Source organism: Rugamonas aquatica (assembly GCF_009380215.1).
Lineage (GTDB): Bacteria > Pseudomonadota > Gammaproteobacteria > Burkholderiales > Burkholderiaceae_D > Rugamonas > Rugamonas aquatica_B.
In genome coordinates this window covers 355,050-376,235 of record NZ_WHUG01000005.1, presented here as the reverse complement: position 1 = coordinate 376,235, position 21,186 = coordinate 355,050, and the positions used below count along the sequence as shown (strand labels likewise).

At 62.2% G+C, this 21,186-nt stretch carries 19 protein-coding genes; 11 read left to right on the top strand and 8 right to left on the bottom strand.

The window, feature by feature from the left end; genetic code table 11:
• The first annotated feature begins 32 nt into the window (after nucleotides 1–32).
• The 3 genes from GEV02_RS15650 to GEV02_RS15640 are packed head-to-tail and all read left to right on the top strand — an operon-like array spanning nucleotide 33 to nucleotide 3,149.
• Entirely contained in the window at nucleotides 33–1,526 is a 1,494-nt protein-coding gene (locus GEV02_RS15650; protein ID WP_152838862.1) for an acetyl-CoA hydrolase/transferase family protein, read from the top strand.
• A 32-nt stretch (nucleotides 1,527–1,558) separates the two neighbouring features.
• Nucleotides 1,559–2,683, top strand: a complete 1,125-nt coding sequence (locus GEV02_RS15645) for a M14 family metallopeptidase (protein ID WP_152838861.1) — start codon at nucleotides 1,559–1,561, stop codon at nucleotides 2,681–2,683.
• Between the two features lies 1 nt (nucleotide 2,684).
• A complete protein-coding gene (locus tag GEV02_RS15640; RefSeq protein ID WP_152838860.1) occupies nucleotides 2,685–3,149 on the top strand; it encodes a CYTH domain-containing protein in 465 nt (154 codons plus the stop codon).
• A 93-nt stretch (nucleotides 3,150–3,242) separates the two neighbouring features.
• On the opposite strand, the gene GEV02_RS15635 is transcribed toward GEV02_RS15640, so the two are convergent.
• The 5 genes from GEV02_RS15635 to GEV02_RS15615 all read right to left on the bottom strand — a co-directional run bounded on the left by GEV02_RS15635 (nucleotide 3,243) and on the right by GEV02_RS15615 (nucleotide 10,066).
• Nucleotides 3,243–4,511 (bottom strand): DUF2863 family protein, encoded by a 1,269-nt coding sequence (locus GEV02_RS15635; RefSeq protein ID WP_152838859.1) that lies wholly within the window; start codon nucleotides 4,509–4,511, stop codon nucleotides 3,243–3,245.
• A 144-nt stretch (nucleotides 4,512–4,655) separates the two neighbouring features.
• Nucleotides 4,656–7,364: an aconitate hydratase AcnA gene (acnA, locus tag GEV02_RS15630; protein ID WP_152838858.1), complete on the bottom strand. Its 2,709-nt coding sequence runs from the start codon at nucleotides 7,362–7,364 to the stop codon at nucleotides 4,656–4,658.
• An 86-nt stretch (nucleotides 7,365–7,450) separates the two neighbouring features.
• Entirely contained in the window at nucleotides 7,451–7,966 is a 516-nt protein-coding gene (locus GEV02_RS15625) for a hypothetical protein (RefSeq protein ID WP_152838857.1), read from the bottom strand.
• A complete protein-coding gene (locus tag GEV02_RS15620; protein ID WP_152838856.1) occupies nucleotides 7,966–8,970 on the bottom strand; it encodes an HpcH/HpaI aldolase/citrate lyase family protein in 1,005 nt (334 codons plus the stop codon). The genes GEV02_RS15625 and GEV02_RS15620 overlap by 1 nt, the downstream gene beginning before the upstream one ends.
• 103 nt (nucleotides 8,971–9,073) lie before the next feature.
• On the bottom strand, nucleotides 9,074–10,066 hold the full coding sequence (locus tag GEV02_RS15615; RefSeq protein ID WP_152838855.1) for a malate dehydrogenase: 993 nt from the start codon (nucleotides 10,064–10,066) through the stop codon (nucleotides 9,074–9,076).
• Nucleotides 10,067–10,312: 246 nt separating this feature from the next.
• Between GEV02_RS15615 and GEV02_RS15610 the strand changes: the two genes are divergently transcribed.
• The 8 genes from GEV02_RS15610 (at nucleotide 10,313) to GEV02_RS15575 (ending at nucleotide 19,271) form a co-directional block, all read left to right on the top strand.
• The gene (locus GEV02_RS15610) at nucleotides 10,313–11,122 is read left to right on the top strand and encodes a GntR family transcriptional regulator (RefSeq protein ID WP_152838854.1); all 810 of its coding nucleotides are present in this window, start codon (nucleotides 10,313–10,315) and stop codon (nucleotides 11,120–11,122) included.
• A gap of 243 nt (nucleotides 11,123–11,365) precedes the next feature.
• Nucleotides 11,366–11,788, top strand: coding sequence for a succinate dehydrogenase, cytochrome b556 subunit (sdhC, locus tag GEV02_RS15605; RefSeq protein WP_152838853.1), 423 nt, complete (start codon nucleotides 11,366–11,368; stop codon nucleotides 11,786–11,788).
• 1 nt (nucleotide 11,789) lies between these two features.
• Complete coding sequence (gene sdhD / locus GEV02_RS15600) at nucleotides 11,790–12,155, top strand: succinate dehydrogenase, hydrophobic membrane anchor protein (protein ID WP_152838852.1); 366 nt, start codon at nucleotides 11,790–11,792, stop codon at nucleotides 12,153–12,155.
• 2 nt (nucleotides 12,156–12,157) lie between these two features.
• Nucleotides 12,158–13,936, top strand: coding sequence for a succinate dehydrogenase flavoprotein subunit (sdhA, locus tag GEV02_RS15595; RefSeq protein WP_328595452.1), 1,779 nt, complete (start codon nucleotides 12,158–12,160; stop codon nucleotides 13,934–13,936).
• A 10-nt stretch (nucleotides 13,937–13,946) separates the two neighbouring features.
• Nucleotides 13,947–14,657 (top strand): succinate dehydrogenase iron-sulfur subunit, encoded by a 711-nt coding sequence (locus GEV02_RS15590; protein ID WP_008450684.1) that lies wholly within the window; start codon nucleotides 13,947–13,949, stop codon nucleotides 14,655–14,657.
• A gap of 58 nt (nucleotides 14,658–14,715) precedes the next feature.
• Nucleotides 14,716–14,997, top strand: coding sequence for an FAD assembly factor SdhE (locus GEV02_RS15585; protein WP_152838851.1), 282 nt, complete (start codon nucleotides 14,716–14,718; stop codon nucleotides 14,995–14,997).
• Between the two features lie 62 nt (nucleotides 14,998–15,059).
• A complete protein-coding gene (gene gltA / locus GEV02_RS15580) occupies nucleotides 15,060–16,361 on the top strand; it encodes a citrate synthase (protein WP_152838850.1) in 1,302 nt (433 codons plus the stop codon).
• A gap of 156 nt (nucleotides 16,362–16,517) precedes the next feature.
• Nucleotides 16,518–19,271, top strand: coding sequence for a M16 family metallopeptidase (locus GEV02_RS15575; protein WP_174999132.1), 2,754 nt, complete (start codon nucleotides 16,518–16,520; stop codon nucleotides 19,269–19,271).
• Nucleotides 19,272–19,299: 28 nt separating this feature from the next.
• Here the strand turns inward: GEV02_RS15575 and GEV02_RS15570 are convergent, their stop codons facing one another.
• From GEV02_RS15570 to GEV02_RS15560, 3 genes are all read right to left on the bottom strand, one after another.
• Nucleotides 19,300–19,719: a hypothetical protein gene (locus GEV02_RS15570; RefSeq protein WP_152838848.1), complete on the bottom strand. Its 420-nt coding sequence runs from the start codon at nucleotides 19,717–19,719 to the stop codon at nucleotides 19,300–19,302.
• Nucleotides 19,720–19,849: 130 nt separating this feature from the next.
• Nucleotides 19,850–20,227 carry a BlaI/MecI/CopY family transcriptional regulator gene (locus GEV02_RS15565; RefSeq protein WP_152838847.1) on the bottom strand — a complete coding sequence of 126 codons (378 nt, stop codon included), beginning with the start codon at nucleotides 20,225–20,227 and terminating at the stop codon, nucleotides 19,850–19,852.
• 70 nt (nucleotides 20,228–20,297) lie between these two features.
• Complete coding sequence (locus tag GEV02_RS15560) at nucleotides 20,298–21,170, bottom strand: MBL fold metallo-hydrolase (protein WP_152838846.1); 873 nt, start codon at nucleotides 21,168–21,170, stop codon at nucleotides 20,298–20,300.
• Nucleotides 21,171–21,186 lie beyond the last annotated feature (16 nt).

The window sequence follows — 21,186 nt, the reverse complement described above, 5'->3', positions numbered from 1 at the left end:
TCTATACTGAATCAAAGAATGAGGAGATCGCCATGCATGAAGACCGTATCCGCCGCCCGGCGCTGATGGAAAAGATTATGAGCGCCGCGCAGGCCGCGCAGCTGTTCAAGACCGGCATGAGCGTCGGCATGAGCGGCTTCACCCGCGCCGGCGACGCCAAGGCGCTGCCGCTGGCGCTGGTGGAGCGCTGCCGCCGTGAGCCGCTGAACCTGACGCTGCTGACCGGCGCCTCGCTGGGCAATGACAGCGACGGCCTGATGGCCGGCGCCGGCGTGGTCGCGCGCCGCATGCCCTTCCAGGCCGACGCCGCGCTGCGCCGCAAGATCAACGCCGGTGAGGTGATGTTCATCGACCAGCACCTGTCGGAGACGGCCGAGCAGCTGCGTTCCGGCGACTTGAAAAGGATCGACATCGCCGTCATCGAAGCGGTGGCGATCACGCCCGACGGCGGCATCATTCCCACCATGTCGGTCGGGAACTCGGCCAACTTCGTCCAGCAGGCCGACAAGGTGATCGTCGAGATCAACCTCAGCGCGCCGCTGGCGCTGGAAGGCTTCCACGACATCTACGTGCCCGGCGCGCGCCCGCACCGCGGCGCGATTCCCCTGCTGGCGCCGTGGCAGCGCATGGGCTGGACCTCGATCCCGGTGCATCCCGACCGCATCGCCGCCATCGTCATCACCGATAGTCCGGACAGCCCGTCCAACGCGCTGCCGCCCGACGCGGAAACCGCCGCCATCGCCCGCCACGTGATCGCCTTCCTCGAAGGTGAAGTGAAAGCAGGGCGCATGGGACCGGAACTGCGGCCGCTGCAAGCCGGCATAGGCACCATCGCCAACGCCGTGCTGCATGGCCTGATCGATTCGCCGTTCCGCAACCTGACCATGTATTCGGAAGTGCTGCAGGACAGCGCGATCGAACTGCTCGATTCGGGCCAGCTGTCGATGGCGTCGGCGTCGTCGATCACGCTGTCGGCGGCCGTGCATGAAAAATTCGTCCGCAATATCGAGCAGTACCGCGAGCGCATCGTGCTGCGCCCGCAGGAGATCAGCAACCATCCCGAGGTGGTGCGGCGGCTGGGCATCATCGCGCTGAATACGGCGCTGGAGTTCGACATCTACGGCAACGTCAACTCCACCCACGTCGGCGGCACACATATGATGAACGGCATCGGCGGCTCGGGCGACTTCGCCCGCAACGGCCAGCTGTCGCTGTTCGTCAGCAAATCGGTGGCCAAGGACGGTGCGATATCCAGCGTGGTGCCGTTCGCCGCCCACGTCGACCACACCGAGCATGATGTCGATGTGCTGGTGACGGAGTGGGGCCTGGCCGACCTGCGCGGCCTGGCGCCGCGCGAGCGGGCGCCGCTCATCATCGAGCATTGCGCCCATCCCGACTACCGCCCGCAGCTGCGCGCCTACTTCGCCGAGGCGCTGAAAGGCGGCGGCCAGACTCCGCACCATCTGGAGCAGGCCTTGTCCTGGCATGCCCGCTACAAGCGGGAAGGGAGCATGCTGGTAAAATAGCGTCATCGGTATTCACTTAATATTGGATCAACATGACCATCAAAATCAGCCAAAACTTCGACTCCGGCGCCATCGAGGTGCTGCGCGCGGACAGCGCGGCGGAGATCGAACTGAATCTGCGCAAGGACTCGCACGCCGACATTCACCAGTGGTTCCACTTCCGCCTGCAGGGCGCGCGCGGCCAGCAAGTGCGCATGCGCTTCCTGAACGCCGGCCAGGCCACTTACGCCAAGGGCTATGAGGACTACCAGGCCGTCGCCAGCTACGACACCGAAACCTGGTTCCGCGTGCCGACCTCCTTCGATGGCGAAGTCATGACGATCAAGCACACGCCGGAAACCGACAGCGTCTACTACGCCTACTTCGAGCCGTATTCGTTCGAGCGCCACCTGCGCCTGCTGGGCGAAGTGGCCGAGCATCCGCTGGCCCGCGTGCACGACCTGGGCAACACCATCGATGGCCGCGACATGAACCTGGTCGTCATCGGCCAGCCGGAAGCGGAAAAGAAAATCTGGATCATCGCTCGCCAGCACCCGGGCGAGTCGATGGCCGAATGGTTCGTCGAAGGCCTGATCGATTCGCTGCTGGACGACGCCAATCCTATCGCCCGCAAGCTGCTGCAGCGCTGCGTGTTCTACATCGTGCCGAACATGAACCCGGACGGCTCGGTGCGCGGCAACCTGCGCACCAACGCTTCGGGCGCCAACCTGAATCGCGAGTGGATGACGCCATCCGTCGAGCGCAGCCCGGAGGTGCTGTACGTGAAGCAGAAGATGCACGAAACCGGCATCGACATGTTCTTCGACATCCATGGCGACGAAGCGCTGCCGTACAACTTCGTGGCTGGTAACGAGATGCTGGAGAACTTCAGCGAAGAGCGACGCGTCAAGCAGCAGGACTTCATCAACCGCTACAAGAACGCCAGCCCGGACTTCCAGGACAAATACGGCTACGCCGCCAGCAAGTACAAGGAAGACATGCTGACCTTGGCGTCGAAATACGTCGGCCACCACTTCGGCTGCCTGGCGCTGACCCTGGAGATGCCGTTCAAGGACAACGCCGACCTGCCGGATCCGCACGTGGGCTGGAACGGCGCCCGCAGCGCGGCGCTGGGCGCGGCCATGCTGCAACCTATCCTGCTGTCGCTGGACGCCTGAGATGGGCGTTGAAATCGAGCGCAAGTTCCTCTTGCGCGGCGATGCGTGGATGAGCCTTGGCGAGCCGGTGTTTTTTCGCCAGGGCTATCTGTCGTCGCACAAGGATCGCGTGGTGCGCGTGCGTATCGAGGGCGACCGGGCGGTGATGACGATCAAGGGCCGCAACGTCGGCGCCACGCGCGGCGAGTGGGAGTATCCAATCCCGATGGCCGATGCGGTGGAGCTGCTGGATCGCCTGTGCGAACAGCCGCTGATCGAGAAGTACCGCCGCCGTATCGATTACGCCGGCAATGTGTGGGAAGTCGACGAGTTCCTCGGCGCGAACGCAGGATTGGTCGTGGCCGAGATTGAATTGAGTTCGGAAGACCAGGCGTTTGAAAAGCCGGAGTGGGTAGGGGAGGAAGTCACCGACGACCTGCGCTATCTGAACTCCAGCCTGATCAAGCACCCATACTCAGCCTGGTAAGCCACCCTATGTCGTTCCCGCGAAGGCGGGGACCCATGCTTCGCTTCCGTAGAGGCGAAGTATGGATACCCGCTTTCGCGGGTATGACGGGGCTTAGTGGAAGTGCTCGGTGCCTGTCGGCGCATCCTCGGGCATTTCCGCGTGCGCCAGTTCGCCGACCGGGTCGGCAAACAGCGGCGCGCCGCAGTCGTCGCAGAACTCCGCAACGAAGCGCTCGCTGTGCTTCTTGATCTGCGTGACGCCGGATTCGTTCAGGTGGCTGATGATTTCCTCCACCGGCGTAATCGGCTTCTGCAGGATGCCGCCCGGGCCGCCTTGCAGCGGACCTTCCGGCGGCGTGCCTTCCTCGTCTTCCTGCCCGTACAGCGGCCACACCACACCGTAGATCACGTCCGGCGTCGAACGCTGGGTGAAGGCCACGCGGTACTCGTCGATCTGGCCGTCGGCGCTTTCCTCGCCGAAGCCGGCGATCACCGCGCGCAATTCGGACGGCTCGATGGCCAGCGTGTGCGTCAGGTAGTGCACGGCGGCGCGGATCGATACCGGACGGATCAGCTTGTCCGCCTCGCGGCAGGCCATGTAGTAAGCCTCCGGCAGCAGCAGCTCGACGCCGCAACCCGGCAGCAGGCGGTTGATGGTCGGCGTGACCTGCGCGCGCCACTGCTCCAGCGCGTTGGTGCGTTCGTTGACGAAGTTGGCCTGGTTGGCCGGCATCTGCCAGCGGAACAGCGGGCCGCCCGCAGGCGCCACCACGGCCACCAGCAGGTAGCGCGTGTCGGCCAGGAAGGGCGCCGTCTCCGGCACCTTGGTGTCGGCCTTCAGCACCGTGCCCTTGAGCGCGGCCTGCGCCAGCTTGTGCACCTTGGCGTAGGTCTCGACATGGCTGCGCGGCAGCTGGTCGATCGAGAACAGCGTCGGCGACATCGCCATGTGCGTGCCGTCGGCCAGCAGGTGGGCCGAGAAGTGCGCCGACAGCGTGGTCAGGATATCGGCCGGGATCGCGCCCGAGGCGATGGCGAAGCGGGTCCACGCCAGGATGGGCGCGGCCACCAGCAGCACGTCGTACTGCTTGGCGACGCCGTCGGTGTCGATGGTGATGGAGCTCGACTCGCTGACCGCCTCCACGCCATCCATCAACACGTCGTACGCGTTCAGGTCTTCCTTGAACAGGCTGTTCAAGGTGGAGTCGATGGTGTCCTGGTGGCCGGTCTTGAGGAGTTTGTGGAGCTGCGCATCGAGGCTATGTTCCCAGGCCCGCTCTTCGATACGGCTGGCCGCCTGCCCGACTGCGAGGGCATAGGTGACGAGGCGCTGGCTCTCGGCAGACAACTTATGGGATGAATCTTTATTTGGACGACGCATAGCGCAATAAGAGTCTCATAAAAGTGGATAAAGCGGATCAGTCATGCAGATGATAACCCTTATGAACCGTATTGTAGTTGATTCGGCAAACGTGCATAAAAAAACGCCGGACTAGCCGGCGTCTTCTGTGAAGCAACTAACTTTTTACGCGGCCAGCAGCTGGCGCAGTACGAACGGCAGGATGCCGCCGTGCTTGTAGTAGTCGACTTCGATCGGGGTGTCGATACGCAGCAGCACTTTCACTTCCTGTGCTGGCTTGCCTTCGCGGTGGATGACCAGGGTAGCCAGTTGCTGTGGCTTGATCTCGCCTTCCAGACCCTTCAGGTCGTAGACTTCCTTGCCGGTGATGCCCAGCGATTCAACGCTGTCGTTGCCGATGAATTGCAGCGGCAGCACGCCCATGCCGACCAGGTTGGAGCGGTGGATACGTTCGAACGAACGCACGATCACGGCTTTCACGCCCAGCAGCTGAGTGCCCTTGGCTGCCCAGTCGCGCGACGAGCCGGTGCCGTACTCTTCGCCGCCGAACACCATGGTTGGCGTGCCTTCGGCAACATACTTCATCGCTGCGTCGTAGATCGACAGCTGCTCGCCGGTAGGCTGGTGAATCGTGATGCCGCCTTCAACCGCCGAACCGTCCGCCTTGGCAGGGATCATCTTGTTCTTGATACGCACGTTGGCGAAGGTGCCGCGCATCATGATCTCGTGGTTGCCGCGACGCGAGCCGTAGGAGTTGAAGTCCGCCTTCATCACGCCGTTGGCCAGCAGCCATTTGCCCGCTGGGCCGTCTTCCTTGATGGAGCCGGCAGGGGAGATGTGGTCGGTGGTGATCGAGTCGCCGAACACGCCCAGAGCGCGCGCGCCGGTGATGCCGGTGGCGGCCGCTTTCGGGGTCATCTCGAAGCCGTCGAAGAACGGTGGCTCGGCGATGTAGGTCGACGCAGGCCAGTTGTAGACGTTGCCTTCGGTCGACGACACGTGTTCCCACAGCTTGCCTGGGTTGCCCTTGACGTCGGCGTAGTTCGATTTGAACACTTTCGAGTTCATCGCGAACTTCATCAGCTTGGCGATCTCTTTCGAGGTCGGCCAGATGTCGCCCAGGTACACGTCCTTGCCGTTCTTGCCCTTGCCAACTGGCTGGGTCATCAGGTCGACGGTCATGTTGCCGGCGATGGCGTAGGCCACGACCAGCGGTGGCGATGCCAGGAAGTTCGAACGGATGTTCGGGTGAATACGCGCTTCGAAGTTACGGTTACCGGACAGCACAGCCGAAGCGACGATGTCGTTGGCGGCGATGGCGGCGTTCAGTTCCGGGGTCAGGTCGCCGGCGTTACCGATGCAGGTGGTGCAGCCGTAGGCGGTCACGCCGAAGCCCAGTTGCTCCAGGTATGGCAGCAGGCCGGCGGCGGTCAGGTACTCGGTGACGACGCGCGAGCCGGGAGCCAGCGAGGTCTTGATGTGCGGAGCGACGGTCAGGCCGGCTTCGACAGCTTTCTTCGCCAACAGGCCAGCAGCCAGCAGCACGCTCGGGTTCGAGGTGTTGGTGCACGAGGTGATCGCAGCGATCAGCACGTCGCCGTTTTTCACGTTCACGCCGTTGGTGGTGGTGTAGGTCTTGTTCAGGTCGTCGGCTTTTTTGTTGAAGCCGTTGTCGGTGGTCGGTTTCGAGAACAGTTCAGTGAAGTTGTTCTTCACGTTGCCGATTTCGATACGGTCCTGTGGACGCTTAGGACCGGCCAGCGAAGGAGTAACGCTGGTCAGGTTCAGTTCCACCACGCGGGTGTAGTCGATGTCGCCGGCTTTCGGTACGCCGTACAGGCCCTGGGCCTTGAAGTAGGCGGCGAATGCAGCGATTTCGTCCTTGGTGCGGCCGGTGCCTTCGAAGTATTCGACGGTGGCGTCGTCCACTGGGAAGAAGCCCATGGTCGCGCCGTATTCAGGCGCCATGTTGGCGATGGTGGCGCGGTCGGTCAGCGACAGGGTCTCGGTGCCTTCGCCGAAGAACTCGACGAACTTGCCGACGACTTTTTCTTTACGCAGCAGTTCGGTGATGGTCAGCACCAGATCGGTTGCGGTGCAGCCTTCGCGCAGCACGCCGGTCAGGTTCACGCCGATCACGTCCGGGGTCAGGAAGTAGACTGGCTGGCCCAGCATGCCGGCTTCCGCCTCGATGCCGCCCACGCCCCAGCCGACTACGCCGATGCCGTTGATCATGGTGGTGTGCGAGTCGGTACCGACCAGGGTGTCCGGGTAGTACACGCCGTCAGCGGTCTTGTGCACGCCGCGCGCCAGGTATTCCAGGTTGACCTGGTGGACGATGCCGAAGCCCGGAGGCACGACGCCGAAGGTGTCGAAGGCTTGCATGCCCCATTTCATGAACTGGTAGCGCTCGTTGTTACGCGAGAATTCCAGCTTCATGTTCAGGTCCAGCGCGCCTTTTTCGCGGAAGTGGTCGATGGTGACGGAGTGGTCGACCACCAGATCCACTGGCACCAGCGGTTCGATTTTCTTGGCGTTGACGCCCATCTTGTAGGCGACGTTGCGCATTGCGGCCAGGTCGGCCAGCAGCGGCACGCCGGTGAAGTCTTGCAGCACGACGCGGGCGACGACGAACGGGATCTCGTCGGTACGGTCGGCGGTCGCGCCCCAGTTGGCCAGCTGCTTGACGTGTTCTTCGGTGACTTTCTTGCCGTCGCAGTTACGCAGGACGGATTCCAGCACAACACGGATCGATACCGGCAGGCGGGAGATTTTGGCGCCCAGGCTCTTTTCCAGGGCTGGCAGGGAGTAGAACTTGCCCTTTTTGCCGGAAATGTTGAAATCCTTAAGCGTGTTCAGAGTGTTGCGGGACATGACCTCTCCTTCGTGGGTATCGTCTATTATTGAAGTTAAAACCGTGTTGCTGGCGCCCGTGCCGGCGCGCCTCTTTTGGAACTAAATCACTGAATCGTGGTCTTGGTGCTGGTCGGCTCCGATGCATTGGTGGCGACCGGTTTCAATTGCTCGGCGTTGCGGCATTCGTTGGCCAGCTGGCGGTTCTGCTTGGAGTCCAGCAGCATGCCCTTGGATGGAATGCCGATCCAGATCAGGCCGTACAATTTGTTTTCGAAGCGGTGCGCGCCGGTGGTGGTGCCCACGCGGGTCAGGCGGTGCAGACGCTTCTTCCAGCGCAGCGCGATGTGCGCTTCGTCGCCGGCGTTTTCGTAGATGGTGATCTTGTTGCCCAGTTCGCAGTCGAACTCGGTCACGGCCGAATCGGTGACGGCCGGTTCATCGGCGTCTTCATCCGGGGTCTTGGTTTCGGCCGGCTTGGCGGCTTTGGACTTGCCGGCCTTCTTGACGGATTTTTTTGCCGATGCGTTGGCCGGCGTGGCGTTGTCGGCGTGGGCGCCGGCGGCCAGGGTCATGGAGGCCAGCGTAAAACTGCAGGCCAGGAGTAGTTTGGAGAGGGACATCAGTGTGCTTCCAGGGTTGGTTCGGTGGGGCTGCCGTTGATCAGCGCGGCGGCGGACTCGGGCAAGCTCAGCCCGGCCAGCTTGGCGCGCTGCAAAACGGTCCAATAGTATCTGTAGCTTGCACGGTCGTGCAAGCGCCCGTTTTGGGAAATTGGCCCCCATTGCACAGCCTCTGCTTCAAGCAGGATGGCGGCTGCCTCGCTGACCTCGGACAGGCGCGGCGTGAAGGTCTTGATGATCGGCTTGATCTGGTTCGGGTGGATGCTCCACATGCGCGTATAGCCGAATTCGGCGGCGGCGCGCTGGGCATCGTTGGCGGCGACCGCCGTGTCCTTGATCTCGGTGGTCACGTTATGCGACGGCACCTTGCCGTGCGCGTGGCAGGCGGCGGCGATCTCCAGCTTGGCGCGCACCACCAGCGGGTGCGTGAACTGGCCCGGCGTACGCATCGCGGCGGCCGGTATCGCGCCGTAGTGCGAGGAGACGAAATCCATGATGCCGAACGACAGGCACTGCACCTGGGGCAGGGCGGCGATGTCGTAGGCTTCGCGCAGCGCGCCGTGGGTTTCGATCAGCACGTGCACCGGCAAGTCCTTGCGGCCGGCCTTGGCGGCGTGGACGTTGATGATCTTGATCGCGGCCGCCACTTCCCTGGCGCTGTGCACCTTGGGCAGCACGATGTAGGCCAGCTGCTGGGCGGCGGCGCAGATGATCTCCACATCCTGCGAGAAGAACGGGCTGTGGACATCGTGCACGCGGGCGCCGATGCGTTTGAATTTGTTCTGGTCCGACAGCAGCAGCTCCGCCACCAGACGGGCGTGGGCTTCCTCGTTACCGGCGCTGGCGCCGTCTTCGCAATCGAGGGTGATGTCGAACAGGGGGCCAAGTTCTTGTTGCAGGGCGATCGATTTGCGCATCAGCTTTTCGGAGCCGGCGTAGTGGTCGCAGGCCGGCAGCAGCAGCGGCTGGCGATTGCCCTGGAATAAAACCTCGGATGGGTGCATGCGGGAATGGTCAGTAGATACAGACGCCGCGCTGCTCTCGGCAGCGCGGCGGGTGCGGCGGATCGGTGGTTTAACCGGTTCCACTTGCGGGTGGTGTCAGAACTTAGGCCGGCAGCAGGTGCTTGACGCCTTCGCGCTCTTCGGTCAGTTCTTTCAGGGTGATGTTGATGCGCTCTTGCGAGAACGCGTCGATTTCCAGGCCCTGGACGATTTTGTATTCGCCGTTTTCGGTGGTCACTGGGAAGCCGAACATGGTGCCTTCAGGGATGCCGTACGAACCATCCGAAGGAACGCCCATGGTGGTCCACTTGCCGCCGGTGCCGACGTGCCAGTCGTGCATGTGGTCGATGGCGGCGTTGGCTGCCGATGCTGCCGACGACAGGCCGCGCGCTTCGATGATCGCTGCGCCGCGCTTGCCGACGGTCGGCAGGAAGGTGTTGGCGTTCCATTCCTGGTCGTTGATCAGGTCCTTGACGTTCTTGCCGTTCACGGTGGCGAAGCGGTAGTCGGCGTACATGGTAGGCGAGTGGTTGCCCCATACGCACAGCTGTTCGATGTCCTTGACGGCGGTGCCGGTCTTGGCGGCCACTTGCGACAGCGCGCGGTTGTGGTCCAGGCGCAGCATGGCGGTGAAGTTCTTGGCCGGCAGCGATGGCGCCGATTTCATGGCGATGTAGGCGTTGGTGTTGGCTGGGTTGCCGACCACCAGTACTTTAACGTTGCGCGATGCGACGGCATCCAGCGCCTTGCCTTGTACGGTGAAGATCTGTGCATTGGCTTCCAGCAGGTCTTTACGCTCCATGCCTGGGCCGCGTGGACGGGCGCCAACCAGCACGGCGTAGTCGACATCCTTGAAGGCGGTCATCGGGTCGGAGTGGGCGGTCATCTCGGTCAGCAGCGGGAAGGCGCAGTCGTCGATTTCCATCATCACGCCTTTGAGCGCTTTCTGGGCTTTTTCGTCGGCGATTTCCAGCAGTTGCAGAATGACTGGTTGGTCCTTGCCCAGCATGTCGCCGTTGGCGATGCGGAACAGCAGAGCGTAACCGATTTGACCGGCGGCGCCGGTGACAGCAACACGCATTGGGGTTTTAGCCATGATGAATCTCCAAAGTGGGAATTAAAACGTTCTCGAAGCTGGACCGGAGCCGGTCCGGGAAAACCGTAATCATACTGCAAATTGAGCGCTTAGAATCTATGCGGAAGCGTCGGCTATAGCGTCTCGCCGGGGAGTGTAGGCCTGCGGCAGGCATCTGTCAATCCTATCTTATGTCTTATATAAGACAGATAAGTTATTGCCGGTTTTTCTGGACGGCAGGGGCCATTTGTGGTGAAATCTTGGTCTATGAATTCCGTCCCGCCCAATCCGAACAGCAATTCCACCGCCGCCAGCGCCGGCGGAGCGGCCGGATCGTCGGCGGGCGCCGCGGCGAATCCGTCGCCGACTTTCTCCCCACTGTACCAGCAAATCAAGGCCCTGATCACGCAAAGCCTGCAATCGGGCGAGTGGAAACCGGGCGAGTTGATCCCCAGCGAAGTGGAACTGGCCAACCGATTCAAGGTCAGCCAGGGCACCGTACGCAAGGCCATCGACGAACTCGCCGCGGAAAACCTGGTGATGCGCAAGCAGGGCAAGGGCACTTTCGTGTCCACCCACCACGAGGCGCGCGCCCACTTCCGCTTCCTGCGCCTGATGCCCGACGAGGGCGTGCCGCACTACCCCGAAAGCAAGTTCATCGAAGTCAAGCGCATGCGCGCGCCGGCCGACGTGGCCCGCCTGCTGGACCTGAAGTCCGGCGACGCCGTCATCTTCATCAAGCGCGTGCAGTCGTTCGACGGCATGCCGACTATCGTTGAGGAACTGTGGCTGCCGGGCGTCACCTTCAAGGGACTGACCGCCGAGCGACTGGTCGAATACAAGGGACCGATGTACGGCCTGTTCGAGTCCGAATTCGGCACCCGCATGATACGCGCCACCGAAAAAATCCGCGCCGTCTGCGCCGGCGCCGACGATGCGGCCCTGCTGCACATCGACGCCAACACGCCGCTGCTGGCGTCCGAGCGCGTGTCGTTCACCTATGGCGACAAGCCGGTGGAGCTGCGCCGCGGCCTGTACTCCACCGAGCGCCATCATTATCACAACGAACTGAACTGAGTGAGTTGAATTTAGGAGACCCTGAAGCACATAAAAAAACCGCTTCAGGCAGCGAAAACAGGGCGCCGTCACACCCCGGTAGCATTGTTGCGCTGATAATACGTTGAGCTACGGAAAGTAGCCGTCGCATAGTGTTGCCAAACACTATTTTGGTTATATGTAACAATAGATATTGGTTATGAGTGCGAAAATCGGCGAAAATCGCAGTCTCGATATTTTTGTTTATGCTTAGGAGGTCTTGTTATGTCAGAAGCCGTAAGGGAAGCCCCAAAAAAAGAACGGCCGGAGTTCCGTAACATCCACGTTACCGAATTGTCCAACTACCGCATGCCTTTGGCAGCCATCGTCTCCATCCTGCACCGCATCAGCGGCTTCATGATGTTTGCACTGCTGCCTTTCGTGCTTTATCTGCTGGAGCAGAGCTTGCGCTCCGAGATCTCCTTCGCTTACTACCAAGGGATTATTTCCTATCCACTGGTCAAACTGATCATCCTGGCGCTGGTCTGGGGTTATATGCATCACTTCTGCGCTGGCGTACGCCACCTGGTGATGGATGCCCACATCGGCCTGGACAAGGATTCGGCCCGCAAATCGTCGGCTGGCGTGCTGATCGTCAGCCTGTCGCTGACCGTGCTGGTCGCCCTCAAACTGTTTGGAGTTTTCTGAGATGGCAAATAACAATGTTGGACCTAAACGCCTGGTAGTCGGCGCCGGCTACGGCATGCGCGACTGGCTGGCACAGCGCGTGACCGCCATCATGATGGTGCTGTACACCGCCATCCTGCTGGTCTCCTTCCTGACCGGCCAGAACTTCACGTATGAAGGCTGGGCTGGCATGTTCGCCCAGCAGTGGTTCAAGCTGATCAGCGCCGTGACCCTGTTCGGCCTGTTCTTCCACGCCTGGATCGGCGTGCGTGACATCTGGATGGACTATGTCAAAGCCGTCGGCCTTCGCCTGACCCTGCAAATCGCCACCATCCTGTGGTTGGTCGCTTGTGCCGTTTGGTCGGTACAGATACTCTGGAGTGTGTAATCGTGGCAGCTATCAAATCTGCAATCCCTACCCGCCGCTTTGACGCGGTAATCGTCGGCGCCGGCGGCTCCGGCATGCGCGCATCCCTGCAACTGGCTGAAGCCGGTCTGAACGTGGCGGTGCTGTCGAAAGTCTTCCCAACCCGTTCGCACACCGTGGCGGCACAGGGCGGCATCGGCGCATCGCTGGGCAATATGGCTGAAGACAACTGGTTCTGGCATATGTTCGACACCGTCAAGGGTGGCGACTACCTGGGCGACCAGGATGCGATCGAATTCATGTGCCGCGAAGCACCGAAGGTCGTCTACGAGCTGGAACACTTCGGCATGCCGTTCGACCGCAATCCTGACGGCACCATTTATCAGCGTCCGTTCGGCGGCCACACCGCCAACTTCGGCGAGAAAGCCGTGCAGCGCGCCTGCGCCGCGGCCGACCGTACCGGCCACGCACTGCTGCACACCCTGTACCAGCGCAACGTGCGCGCCCGCACCCACTTCTTCGTCGAGTGGATGGCGCTGGACGTGATCCGCGACGCCGAAGGCGACGTGGTCGGCGTAGTGGCCCTGGAAATGGAAACCGGCGAATGCATGATCCTGGAAGCGAAGACCACCATCTTCGCCACCGGCGGTGCAGGCCGTATCTTCGCCGCTTCCACCAACGCCTTCATCAACACCGGCGACGGCATGGGCATGGCGGCACGCGCCGGCCTGCCGCTGCAAGACATGGAGTTCTGGCAGTTCCACCCGACCGGCGTGGCCGGCGCGGGCGTCCTCATCACCGAGGGCGTGCGTGGCGAGGGCGGTATCCTGATCAACTCCGAAGGCGAACGCTTCATGGAGCGCTACGCGCCGACGCTGAAGGATCTGGCGCCGCGCGACTTCGTGTCCCGCTCGATGGACCAGGAGATCAAGGAAGGCCGCGGCTGCGGTCCCAACAAGGATCACGTCATGCTGGACCTGCGCCACATCGGCGCCGACACCATCGCCAAGCGTCTGCCGTCGATTCTGGAAATCGGCCACAAGTTCGCCAACGTCGATGCGACCAAGGAACCGATCCCGGTCGTGCCAACCATCCACTACCAGATGGGCGGTATTCCAACCAACATCCACGGCCAGGTCGTCACGCCGAACGGCGACGGCACGCAGCGCGTGGTCAACGGCCTGTACGCGATCGGCGAATGTGCCTGCGTATCGGTGCACGGCGCCAACCGCCTGGGCACTAACTCGCTGCTGGACCTGGTGGTCTTCGGCCGCGCGGCCGGCAACCACGTGGTCGCGCAAAACCTGAAGCAGAAAGAGAACAAGCCTCTGCCTAAGGACGCCGCCGATTTCGCCATGGGCCGCCTGAACAAGCTGGAAACCTCGACCGGCTCGGAAAAAGTGCAGGGCGTCGCCAACGACATCCGCGCCACGATGCAGAAGTACTGCGGCGTGTTCCGTACCGACGAGCTGCTGACCCAGGGCGCCAAGGAAATCATGGTGCTCGACGAGCGCCGCAAGCACGTGTCGTTCAAAGACAAATCCAAGGTGTTCAACACCGCGCGCGTCGAAGCGCTGGAACTGGACAACCTGATCGAAACCGCGAAAGCGACGATCACGTCGGCCGTCGCCCGCAAGGAATCGCGCGGCGCCCACGCCCACAGCGATTTCCCGCACCGCGACGACGACAACTGGATGAAGCACACCCTGTGGTATTCGGAAGGCAACCGACTGGAATACAAAGCGGTCGTTACCAAGCCATTGACGGTTGATACCTTCAAACCGAAACCACGTACTTTCTAAGGGCTAGAACATGGCACGCACTCTCAAACTGAAAATTTATCGTTACGATCCGGACCAGGACGCCAAGCCGTACATGCAGGACGTGACGGTTGAGCTGAAAGACACCGACAAGATGCTGCTGGACGCACTGCAGCGCATCAAGTCCGACGTCGACGATTCGCTGGCCCTGCGCCGCTCGTGCCGCGAAGGCGTGTGCGGTTCGGACGCGATGAACATCAACGGTAAAAACGGCCTGGCCTGCACCACCAACCTGAACGAGCTGACCGAGCCTATCGTGCTGCGTCCGCTGCCAGGCTTGCCGGTGATCCGCGACCTGATCGTCGACATGACCCAGTTCTTCAAGCAGTACGATTCGATCAAGCCTTACCTGATCAACGATTCGATCCGTCCTGAAAAAGAACGCCTGCAAACCCCGACCGAGCGCGAAGAACTCGACGGCCTGTACGAGTGCATCCTGTGCGCGTGCTGCTCGACCTCGTGCCCATCGTTCTGGTGGAATCCGGACAAGTTCGTCGGTCCGGCCGGCCTGCTGCAAGCCTACCGCTTCATCGCCGACTCGCGCGACGAAGCCACCGGCGCGCGTCTGGACAACCTGGAAGATCCGTACCGCCTGTTCCGCTGCCACTCGATCATGAACTGCGTCGACGTTTGCCCTAAGGGTTTGAACCCGAACAAGGCAATCGGCAAGATCAAGGAATTGATGGTACGCCGCGCGATCTAAGCTGCATTTCACGGGCGGCGGCCTCGTCGCCCGTTTTCGTATAAAGTAGCACATCCATATGACTGAACCGAACCGCTCTGCGCATCAGTCCGACCCTGCCAACCGAGCCCGCCTGCGGTGGCGTTCGCGCCGGGGTCTGCTGGAAAACGACATCATTCTGACCCGTTTTCTCGATGCGCATGAAACCGAATTGACCGACGAAGAAGTGGACGCATTCACGCGGCTCCTCGATTTGTCGGACAATGCCCTGATGGATCTGGTACTGGCCCGCAAGGAGCCGGAAGGCGAGGTCGATCTGCCGCATGTGCACGCACTGCTGCAGCGACTGCGTCATGCATAAGACACACCCAGAAAAGTTTCGTTTTTTTTACTTTGTCTCATCTCTCCAAGAAGGAAGAGTCCATGAACACCTCTGATAACAAAGCCACCCTGTCGTTTTCCGATGGCAGCCCATCGGTAGAATTCCCGATCTACAAAGGGACCGTCGGTCCTGACGTGATCGACATCCGCAAACTGTACGCCGGCACCGGCAAGTTCACCTACGACCCGGGCTTCATGTCGACCGCGGCATGCAACTCGTCGATCACCTACATCGACGGCGACAAGGGCGAGCTGCTGTACCGCGGCTACCCGATCGAGCAGCTGGCTGTGAACGCCGATTTCATGGAATCGTGCTACCTGCTGCTGAACGGCGAACTGCCGAACAAGGTTGAAAAAGAGAAGTTCGTCGAAACCGTGACCAAGCACACCATGGTCCACGAGCAGATGCAATTCTTCTTCCGCGGCTTCCGCCGCGACGCGCACCCGATGTCGGTACTGGTCGGCACCGTCGGCGCGCTGGCGTCGTTCTACCACGATTCGCTGGACATCAACGATGCCAAGCACCGTGAAGTATCGGCCATCCGCCTGATCGCCAAGATGCCTACCCTGGTGGCGATGGCTTACAAATACTCGATCGGCCAGCCGTTCGTGTACCCACGCAACGACCTGTCGTACAGCGCCAACTTCATGCGCATGATGTTCGGCAATCCGTGCGAAGAATACAAAGTCAACGACGTGCTGGTGCGCGCTCTGGACCGTATCCTGATCCTGCACGCGGACCACGAGCAAAATGCTTCGACCTCGACCGTGCGTCTGGCCGGTTCGTCGGGTGCGAATCCGTTCGCCTGTATCGCTGCCGGTATCGCCTGCCTGTGGGGCCCTGCCCACGGCGGCGCCAACGAAGCGGCACTGAACATGCTGAAGGAAATCGGCACCGTCGACAAGATCCCTGAGTTCATCGCGCAAGTGAAAGACAAGAACTCCGGCGTCAAGCTGATGGGCTTCGGTCACCGCGTGTACAAGAACTTCGACCCGCGTGCAAAACTGATGCGCGAAACCTGCTACGAAGTGCTGAACGAACTGGGCCTGCAAGACGACCCACTGTTCAAGCTGGCGATGGAACTGGAAAAGATTGCACTGAACGACGAATACTTCGTTTCGCGCAAACTGTACCCGAACGTCGACTTCTACTCGGGTATCGTTCAGTCCGCACTGGGCATCCCAGTGTCGCTGTTCACCGGTATCTTCGCCATGGCCCGCACCATCGGCTGGATCGCCCAGTGGAACGAAATGATCGCCGATCCAGAACAGAAAATCGGCCGTCCACGCCAGCTGTTCGTCGGTTCGACCACGCGTGAAGTGAAGCCGCTGGACAAGCGTTAATCGCCGGTCCTACGCAGCAGACACACAGCCCGTCGGCACCGAATGCGCTCCTGAGCGCGTTCGGGCCGGCGGGCTTTTTTTTGCGCTTGGAGTTGCTGAGGAAACATTGTAGGATTGGCACCCCATCCATCTCTGTCAAATCCTATGAACAGCGTAATGCGTCTTACCCTGGTTGCCGCCCTGGTGGCCGGCGCCTTCAGCCCGGCCGTTGCTGCGCCGGCCGCTCCCAAATCCGCCGCGGTCGACCTCAAGCCGTACACGGTGCCGTATCAGAAGTTCACGCTGCAGAACGGCCTGACGCTGATCGTCCATGAAGATCACAGCGTGCCGCTGGTCAGCGTCAACGTGTGGTACCACGTCGGATCGCGCAACGAGAAGCGCGGCAAGACCGGCTTCGCCCACCTGTTCGAACACTTCTTCTTCAACGGCTCGGAAAACTATCCGCACGGCTTCCGCGAAGCGATGGACGACCTGGGTGCCAGCAGCCGCAACGGCACCACCAGCAACGACCGCACCAACTTCTATGAAGACGTGCCGGTCTCCGCGCTGGACCGCACGCTGTACCTGGAGGCCGACCGCATGGGCTTCCTCGGCAACTACATCAACAAGGACATGCTGGAGCGCGAGCGCGGCGTGGTGCAGAACGAGAAGCGCCAGGGCGAGAACCAGCCCTACGGCCGCGTGCACATTGAGGAAGCGCAGCGCATGTATCCGGCTTCGCATCCGTATTCGTGGCCGGTGATCGGCTACATGGAAGACCTGAACGCCGCCAGCCTGGACGACATCAAGGAGTGGTACCGCACTTACTACGGCCCGAACAACGCGGTACTGGTGCTGGCCGGCGACATCAAGCCGGAGCAGGCGCTGGCCATGGTGAAGAAATACTTCGACGGCATCCCGCCCGGCCCGCCGCTGGTGCGCACCAACAGCTGGATCCCCACGCTGGACCGCGACATCCGCGACGAGATGGAAGACCAGGTGGCGCAAGTGCGCATCCAGCGCAGCTATCACGCGCCGGTGTGGGGCGACCCGGAAACGCTGCGCCTGTCCATCCTGGCCGAGGTGCTGACCGGCTCCAAGAGCGCACGCCTGACCAAGCGCCTGGTGTATGACAAGGCCCTGGCCACCAGCGTCAGCGCGCGCGCCGACGGCAACGAAATGGCCGGCACCTTCGCCATCCGCGCCACGCTGAAGCCGGGCGTCGATGTCGCCGTGGTCGAGCGCGAGATCGACGCGGTGGTCGATGAACTGCTGGCGCAGGGCCCGACCGCCGAGGAGCTGGCGCGCGTGCGCACCAAGTTCTTTGCCGATGCGGCGCGCCAGATCGAACGCCTGGGCGGCGGCGGTGGCCGCAGCGGCCTGCTGGCCGAGAACATGATGTTCGGCGGCTCGCCGGACGCTTACCTGAACGACCTGCGCGCGCTGGCCGCAGCGCAGCCGGCCGACGTCAAGGCGACCGCCAACAAATGGCTGCACGGCGTGCATCACTACACGATGGTGGTCAAGCCTTTCCCTAAACTGGCAGCGGGCAAGACCGCGATCGACCGCAAGGTACTGCCGCCGCTGGGCGACGCGCCTGCCGTCAGCTTCCCGGCCATGCAGCGCGCGCGCCTGGCCAATGGCTTGAACGTGGTGCTGGTCGAACGGCATGGCGCGCCTATCGTCAACGCGGCCTTGTCGGTCGATGCGGGCGCGGCCAGCGACAGCGCGGCCAAGTCCGGCCTGGCCTCGCTGGCGCTGGAGCTGCTGGACAAAGGCACCAAAACCCGCGACGCCTTCCAGCTGTCGAACGCGCTGGAAACGCAGGGCGCGCAACTGGGCACCGGCACGCAGGCCGACCGCACGCTGGTGCGTCTGCAATCGACCGCCGCCAACCTGGGCGCTTCGCTGGACCTGATGGCGGACGCAGTGCTCAACGCCAGCTTCCCTGCGGACCAGTTCAAGCTGCAGAAGCAGCGTCGCATCGCCCAGATCGCGCAGGAGAAGTCCTCGCCGGCCGGCAGCGCGCAGCGCGTGATGGCCGGCTTGCTGTACGGTGCAGACAGCGCCTACGGCAAACTTGCCAGCGGCGACGACAAGACCGTCGAAGCGCTGACCCGCGACGATCTGGTGAACTGGCATCGCGACTGGTTCAAGCCGGGCAGCTCGACGCTGGTCGTCACCGGCGACACCACTATGGCCAAGCTGATGCCGATGCTGGAAGCGTCGTTCGGCAAATGGGCGGCTGGCAGTGCGCCGGTCAAGCCGGTGGTGGCTGTGCCGGCTAATCAGGGCAAGCGCGTGTACCTGATCGATCGTCCCGACGCGCCGCAATCGATGATCGTGGCGGCGCACGTGTCGCTGCCGCACGGCCAGCCTGAGGATCTGGCGATGGAGCCGGTGATGCAGAACTTCGGTGGCATGAGTACTTCGCGCCTGAACCGCAATCTGCGTCTGGACAAGCACTGGAGTTATGGCACCTCGGCGGGCCTGACCAATGTGCGCGGCCAGCGCGCCTTCACGGTGATGGCGCCGGTGCAGACCGACAAGACCAAAGAAGCGATGCTGGAAGTGGCGAAGGAGATCAAGGGCGTGGCGGGCGAGCGTCCGCTGGCCGGCGAGGAATACGCCAGCATCATGCGCAATATGACGTCGCGCTTACCGGCGCGTTTCGAGTCCATCGATGCGCTGGAAAACGCGGCCTTGCAGAGCGTGAACCTGCGCCTGCCGGACGACTACTGGACCAACTACGCCAGCCGCATCAGCGCGCTGACGCAGGCGCAGTTGTCTGAAGCCGCGCCGAAGTACATCCATCCGGAGCAGGTGGTGTGGCTGGTGGTGGGCGATGTGCGCAAGATCGAGGCGGGCGTGCGCGAGCTGGGCTGGGGCGAAGTCATCAAGCTCGATGCCAACGGCCAGCCTTTGAAGTGATGTAGTGGTTGCGGCCGGCGGCGCGCTGTCAGTCCGATTCGGATTGAGGGGCGCGCCGGTCGGGCCGCACCACCAGCACCCACCAGGCGATCACGCCCAGCGTGGCTTGCGGCAGGTTGAACAGGAACTTGCCGATAACGACAGGCTGGCGCTGCGGCCAGGGCAGGTTGGCGGTTTCCGTGATGATGTTGGTGTGATAGAGGCAAACCAGCAGCAACAGCGCCATGGCGATCGCCCAGATCGACGGCAGGTTGGTGACGCGACGCCGCAGCACCGCCGCAACCGGATAAACCAGGATGCAGCAGGCGAAGTAGGCAAACAGGTTGGCCATCAAATCCTGCAGGCGGAAATGCGGCAACAGAATGGGCACCGCACAAATCGCCAGCGCGAGCATGACAGCGATGACAGGGTGAGGGCGCTCCGGCCAGTGGTTGAGGCGGCTGATCATAAATAAGGCTTTGATGAATGGGGCCTCATTGTAGATCAGGAGGGTCAAGTCTGACATTTGGACACGGCCTCAACCTTAGTGGGATGATTCCGGTCGAGCTTGTGTCCAAATGTCAGACTTGACCCCCGGTTTATTTTTCCTGATCCAGCAGCGCCTGGATTTCCTCGCGTTCCTTCTTGCTGACGTGGCCGCCGCGCAGCGCGGCCAGCACCAGCGCCTTGCCGGAGCCGGAGAAGGCTTTCTGGATCAGCTCTTTCAACAGATTGGTTTGCATCGAGTCCTGCTCCTGCGCCGGCGCGTAGACGTGGGCGCGCTGGCTTTCGTCGCGGGTCAGCAGGCCTTTGGTGTGCATTACTTGCAGCAGCCGCAGCACCGTCGCGTAGTTCATGTCGGGACGCGCTTCCACCGCCGCCTGGTGCACCTGCTTGGCGGTCGCCGGTCCGCTCTGCCATAACAGGCGCAGCATTTCGAGTTCGGACGGGGTGGGCTTCGGTGGGGCAGTGGTCATGACGATGATGGAATACGGGACAATGCATCTAGAATAAAATATCTAGATGCATTTGTCTAGTTCTACCGTGTTACCACTTCATTTCGCCCTTGGCGACCTTGGCGCTGGTTTCCAGCGCGCCGTTCAGGCCGGCGTTCGGATACAGCTCCTTCATGCGGGCGATCAGCGCCGCCGAGTTGGCCGCCTTGGCCGTTTCAGCTTCGAAGCGCACCAGGTAGTCGCGGGTGAAGCCGATGGCTTCCGGCGTCAGCGCCGTGCCTTGCTTGAAGTGGCCAGGCACGACGGTCGCAGGTTTCAGTGCGGCCACGCCGTCCAGAGCCGCCAGCCATTGCTTGCGCGATTCGGCAGTCTGCGTATCGGCGGTCCACACGTGCAGGTCGTTGAACAGCACCACGCCACCCACCACCGCCTTGATCGATGGAATCCACACATAGCTGCGCTCAGGCGTCGGGCCTTTCAGGCCTTCGATCTTCAGCGACTGGCCTTCCAGCTTGATGGTGTCGCCTTGCAGCGGCTGCGGCACGATGATGCTCTTCGGTGCGTTGTCCTTCAGGATCGGACCCCAGAACGCCACCTTGGCATCCTTCTTCTTCTCGATGCCGGCGATGGTCTGCGGCGTGGCGACGATCTTCGCGTCCGGGAAGGCGGCGTGGATCACGTCCAGGCCGAAGTAGAAGTCAGGATCGCTGTGGCTGACGTACACGGTGGTCAGGTGCTTGCCGCTGGCGCGGATCTGCTCGACCAGCTTGAGCGCTTCGCCGCGCGAGAACTGGGCGTCGATCAGCACCGCATCCTTGGCGCCGCTGACGATCACCGAGGCAACCGGGAAGATGGCCGCTTCGCCCGGATTGAACACTTCCAGCTTCAGCGGAGCGGCGGTGGCGCCAGCAACGCCAGCAACGGTGGCGGCGAGGGCGGCGGACAACAGGGTTTGCTTAATCATGATGGTCTTTCGTATG

Coding starts and splice junctions, on each gene's coding strand:
- GEV02_RS15650 (WP_152838862.1), top strand. CDS start 33: ATGCATGAAGACCGTATCCGCCGCCCGGCGCTGATGGAAAAGATTATG.
- GEV02_RS15645 (WP_152838861.1), top strand. CDS start 1,559: ATGACCATCAAAATCAGCCAAAACTTCGACTCCGGCGCCATCGAGGTG.
- GEV02_RS15640 (WP_152838860.1), top strand. CDS start 2,685: ATGGGCGTTGAAATCGAGCGCAAGTTCCTCTTGCGCGGCGATGCGTGG.
- GEV02_RS15635 (WP_152838859.1), bottom strand. CDS start 4,511: ATGCGTCGTCCAAATAAAGATTCATCCCATAAGTTGTCTGCCGAGAGC.
- acnA (WP_152838858.1), bottom strand. CDS start 7,364: ATGTCCCGCAACACTCTGAACACGCTTAAGGATTTCAACATTTCCGGC.
- GEV02_RS15625 (WP_152838857.1), bottom strand. CDS start 7,966: ATGTCCCTCTCCAAACTACTCCTGGCCTGCAGTTTTACGCTGGCCTCC.
- GEV02_RS15620 (WP_152838856.1), bottom strand. CDS start 8,970: ATGCACCCATCCGAGGTTTTATTCCAGGGCAATCGCCAGCCGCTGCTG.
- GEV02_RS15615 (WP_152838855.1), bottom strand. CDS start 10,066: ATGGCTAAAACCCCAATGCGTGTTGCTGTCACCGGCGCCGCCGGTCAA.
- GEV02_RS15610 (WP_152838854.1), top strand. CDS start 10,313: ATGAATTCCGTCCCGCCCAATCCGAACAGCAATTCCACCGCCGCCAGC.
- sdhC (WP_152838853.1), top strand. CDS start 11,366: ATGTCAGAAGCCGTAAGGGAAGCCCCAAAAAAAGAACGGCCGGAGTTC.
- sdhD (WP_152838852.1), top strand. CDS start 11,790: ATGGCAAATAACAATGTTGGACCTAAACGCCTGGTAGTCGGCGCCGGC.
- GEV02_RS15590 (WP_008450684.1), top strand. CDS start 13,947: ATGGCACGCACTCTCAAACTGAAAATTTATCGTTACGATCCGGACCAG.
- GEV02_RS15585 (WP_152838851.1), top strand. CDS start 14,716: ATGACTGAACCGAACCGCTCTGCGCATCAGTCCGACCCTGCCAACCGA.
- gltA (WP_152838850.1), top strand. CDS start 15,060: ATGAACACCTCTGATAACAAAGCCACCCTGTCGTTTTCCGATGGCAGC.
- GEV02_RS15575 (WP_174999132.1), top strand. CDS start 16,518: ATGCGTCTTACCCTGGTTGCCGCCCTGGTGGCCGGCGCCTTCAGCCCG.
- GEV02_RS15570 (WP_152838848.1), bottom strand. CDS start 19,719: ATGATCAGCCGCCTCAACCACTGGCCGGAGCGCCCTCACCCTGTCATC.
- GEV02_RS15565 (WP_152838847.1), bottom strand. CDS start 20,227: ATGACCACTGCCCCACCGAAGCCCACCCCGTCCGAACTCGAAATGCTG.
- GEV02_RS15560 (WP_152838846.1), bottom strand. CDS start 21,170: ATGATTAAGCAAACCCTGTTGTCCGCCGCCCTCGCCGCCACCGTTGCT.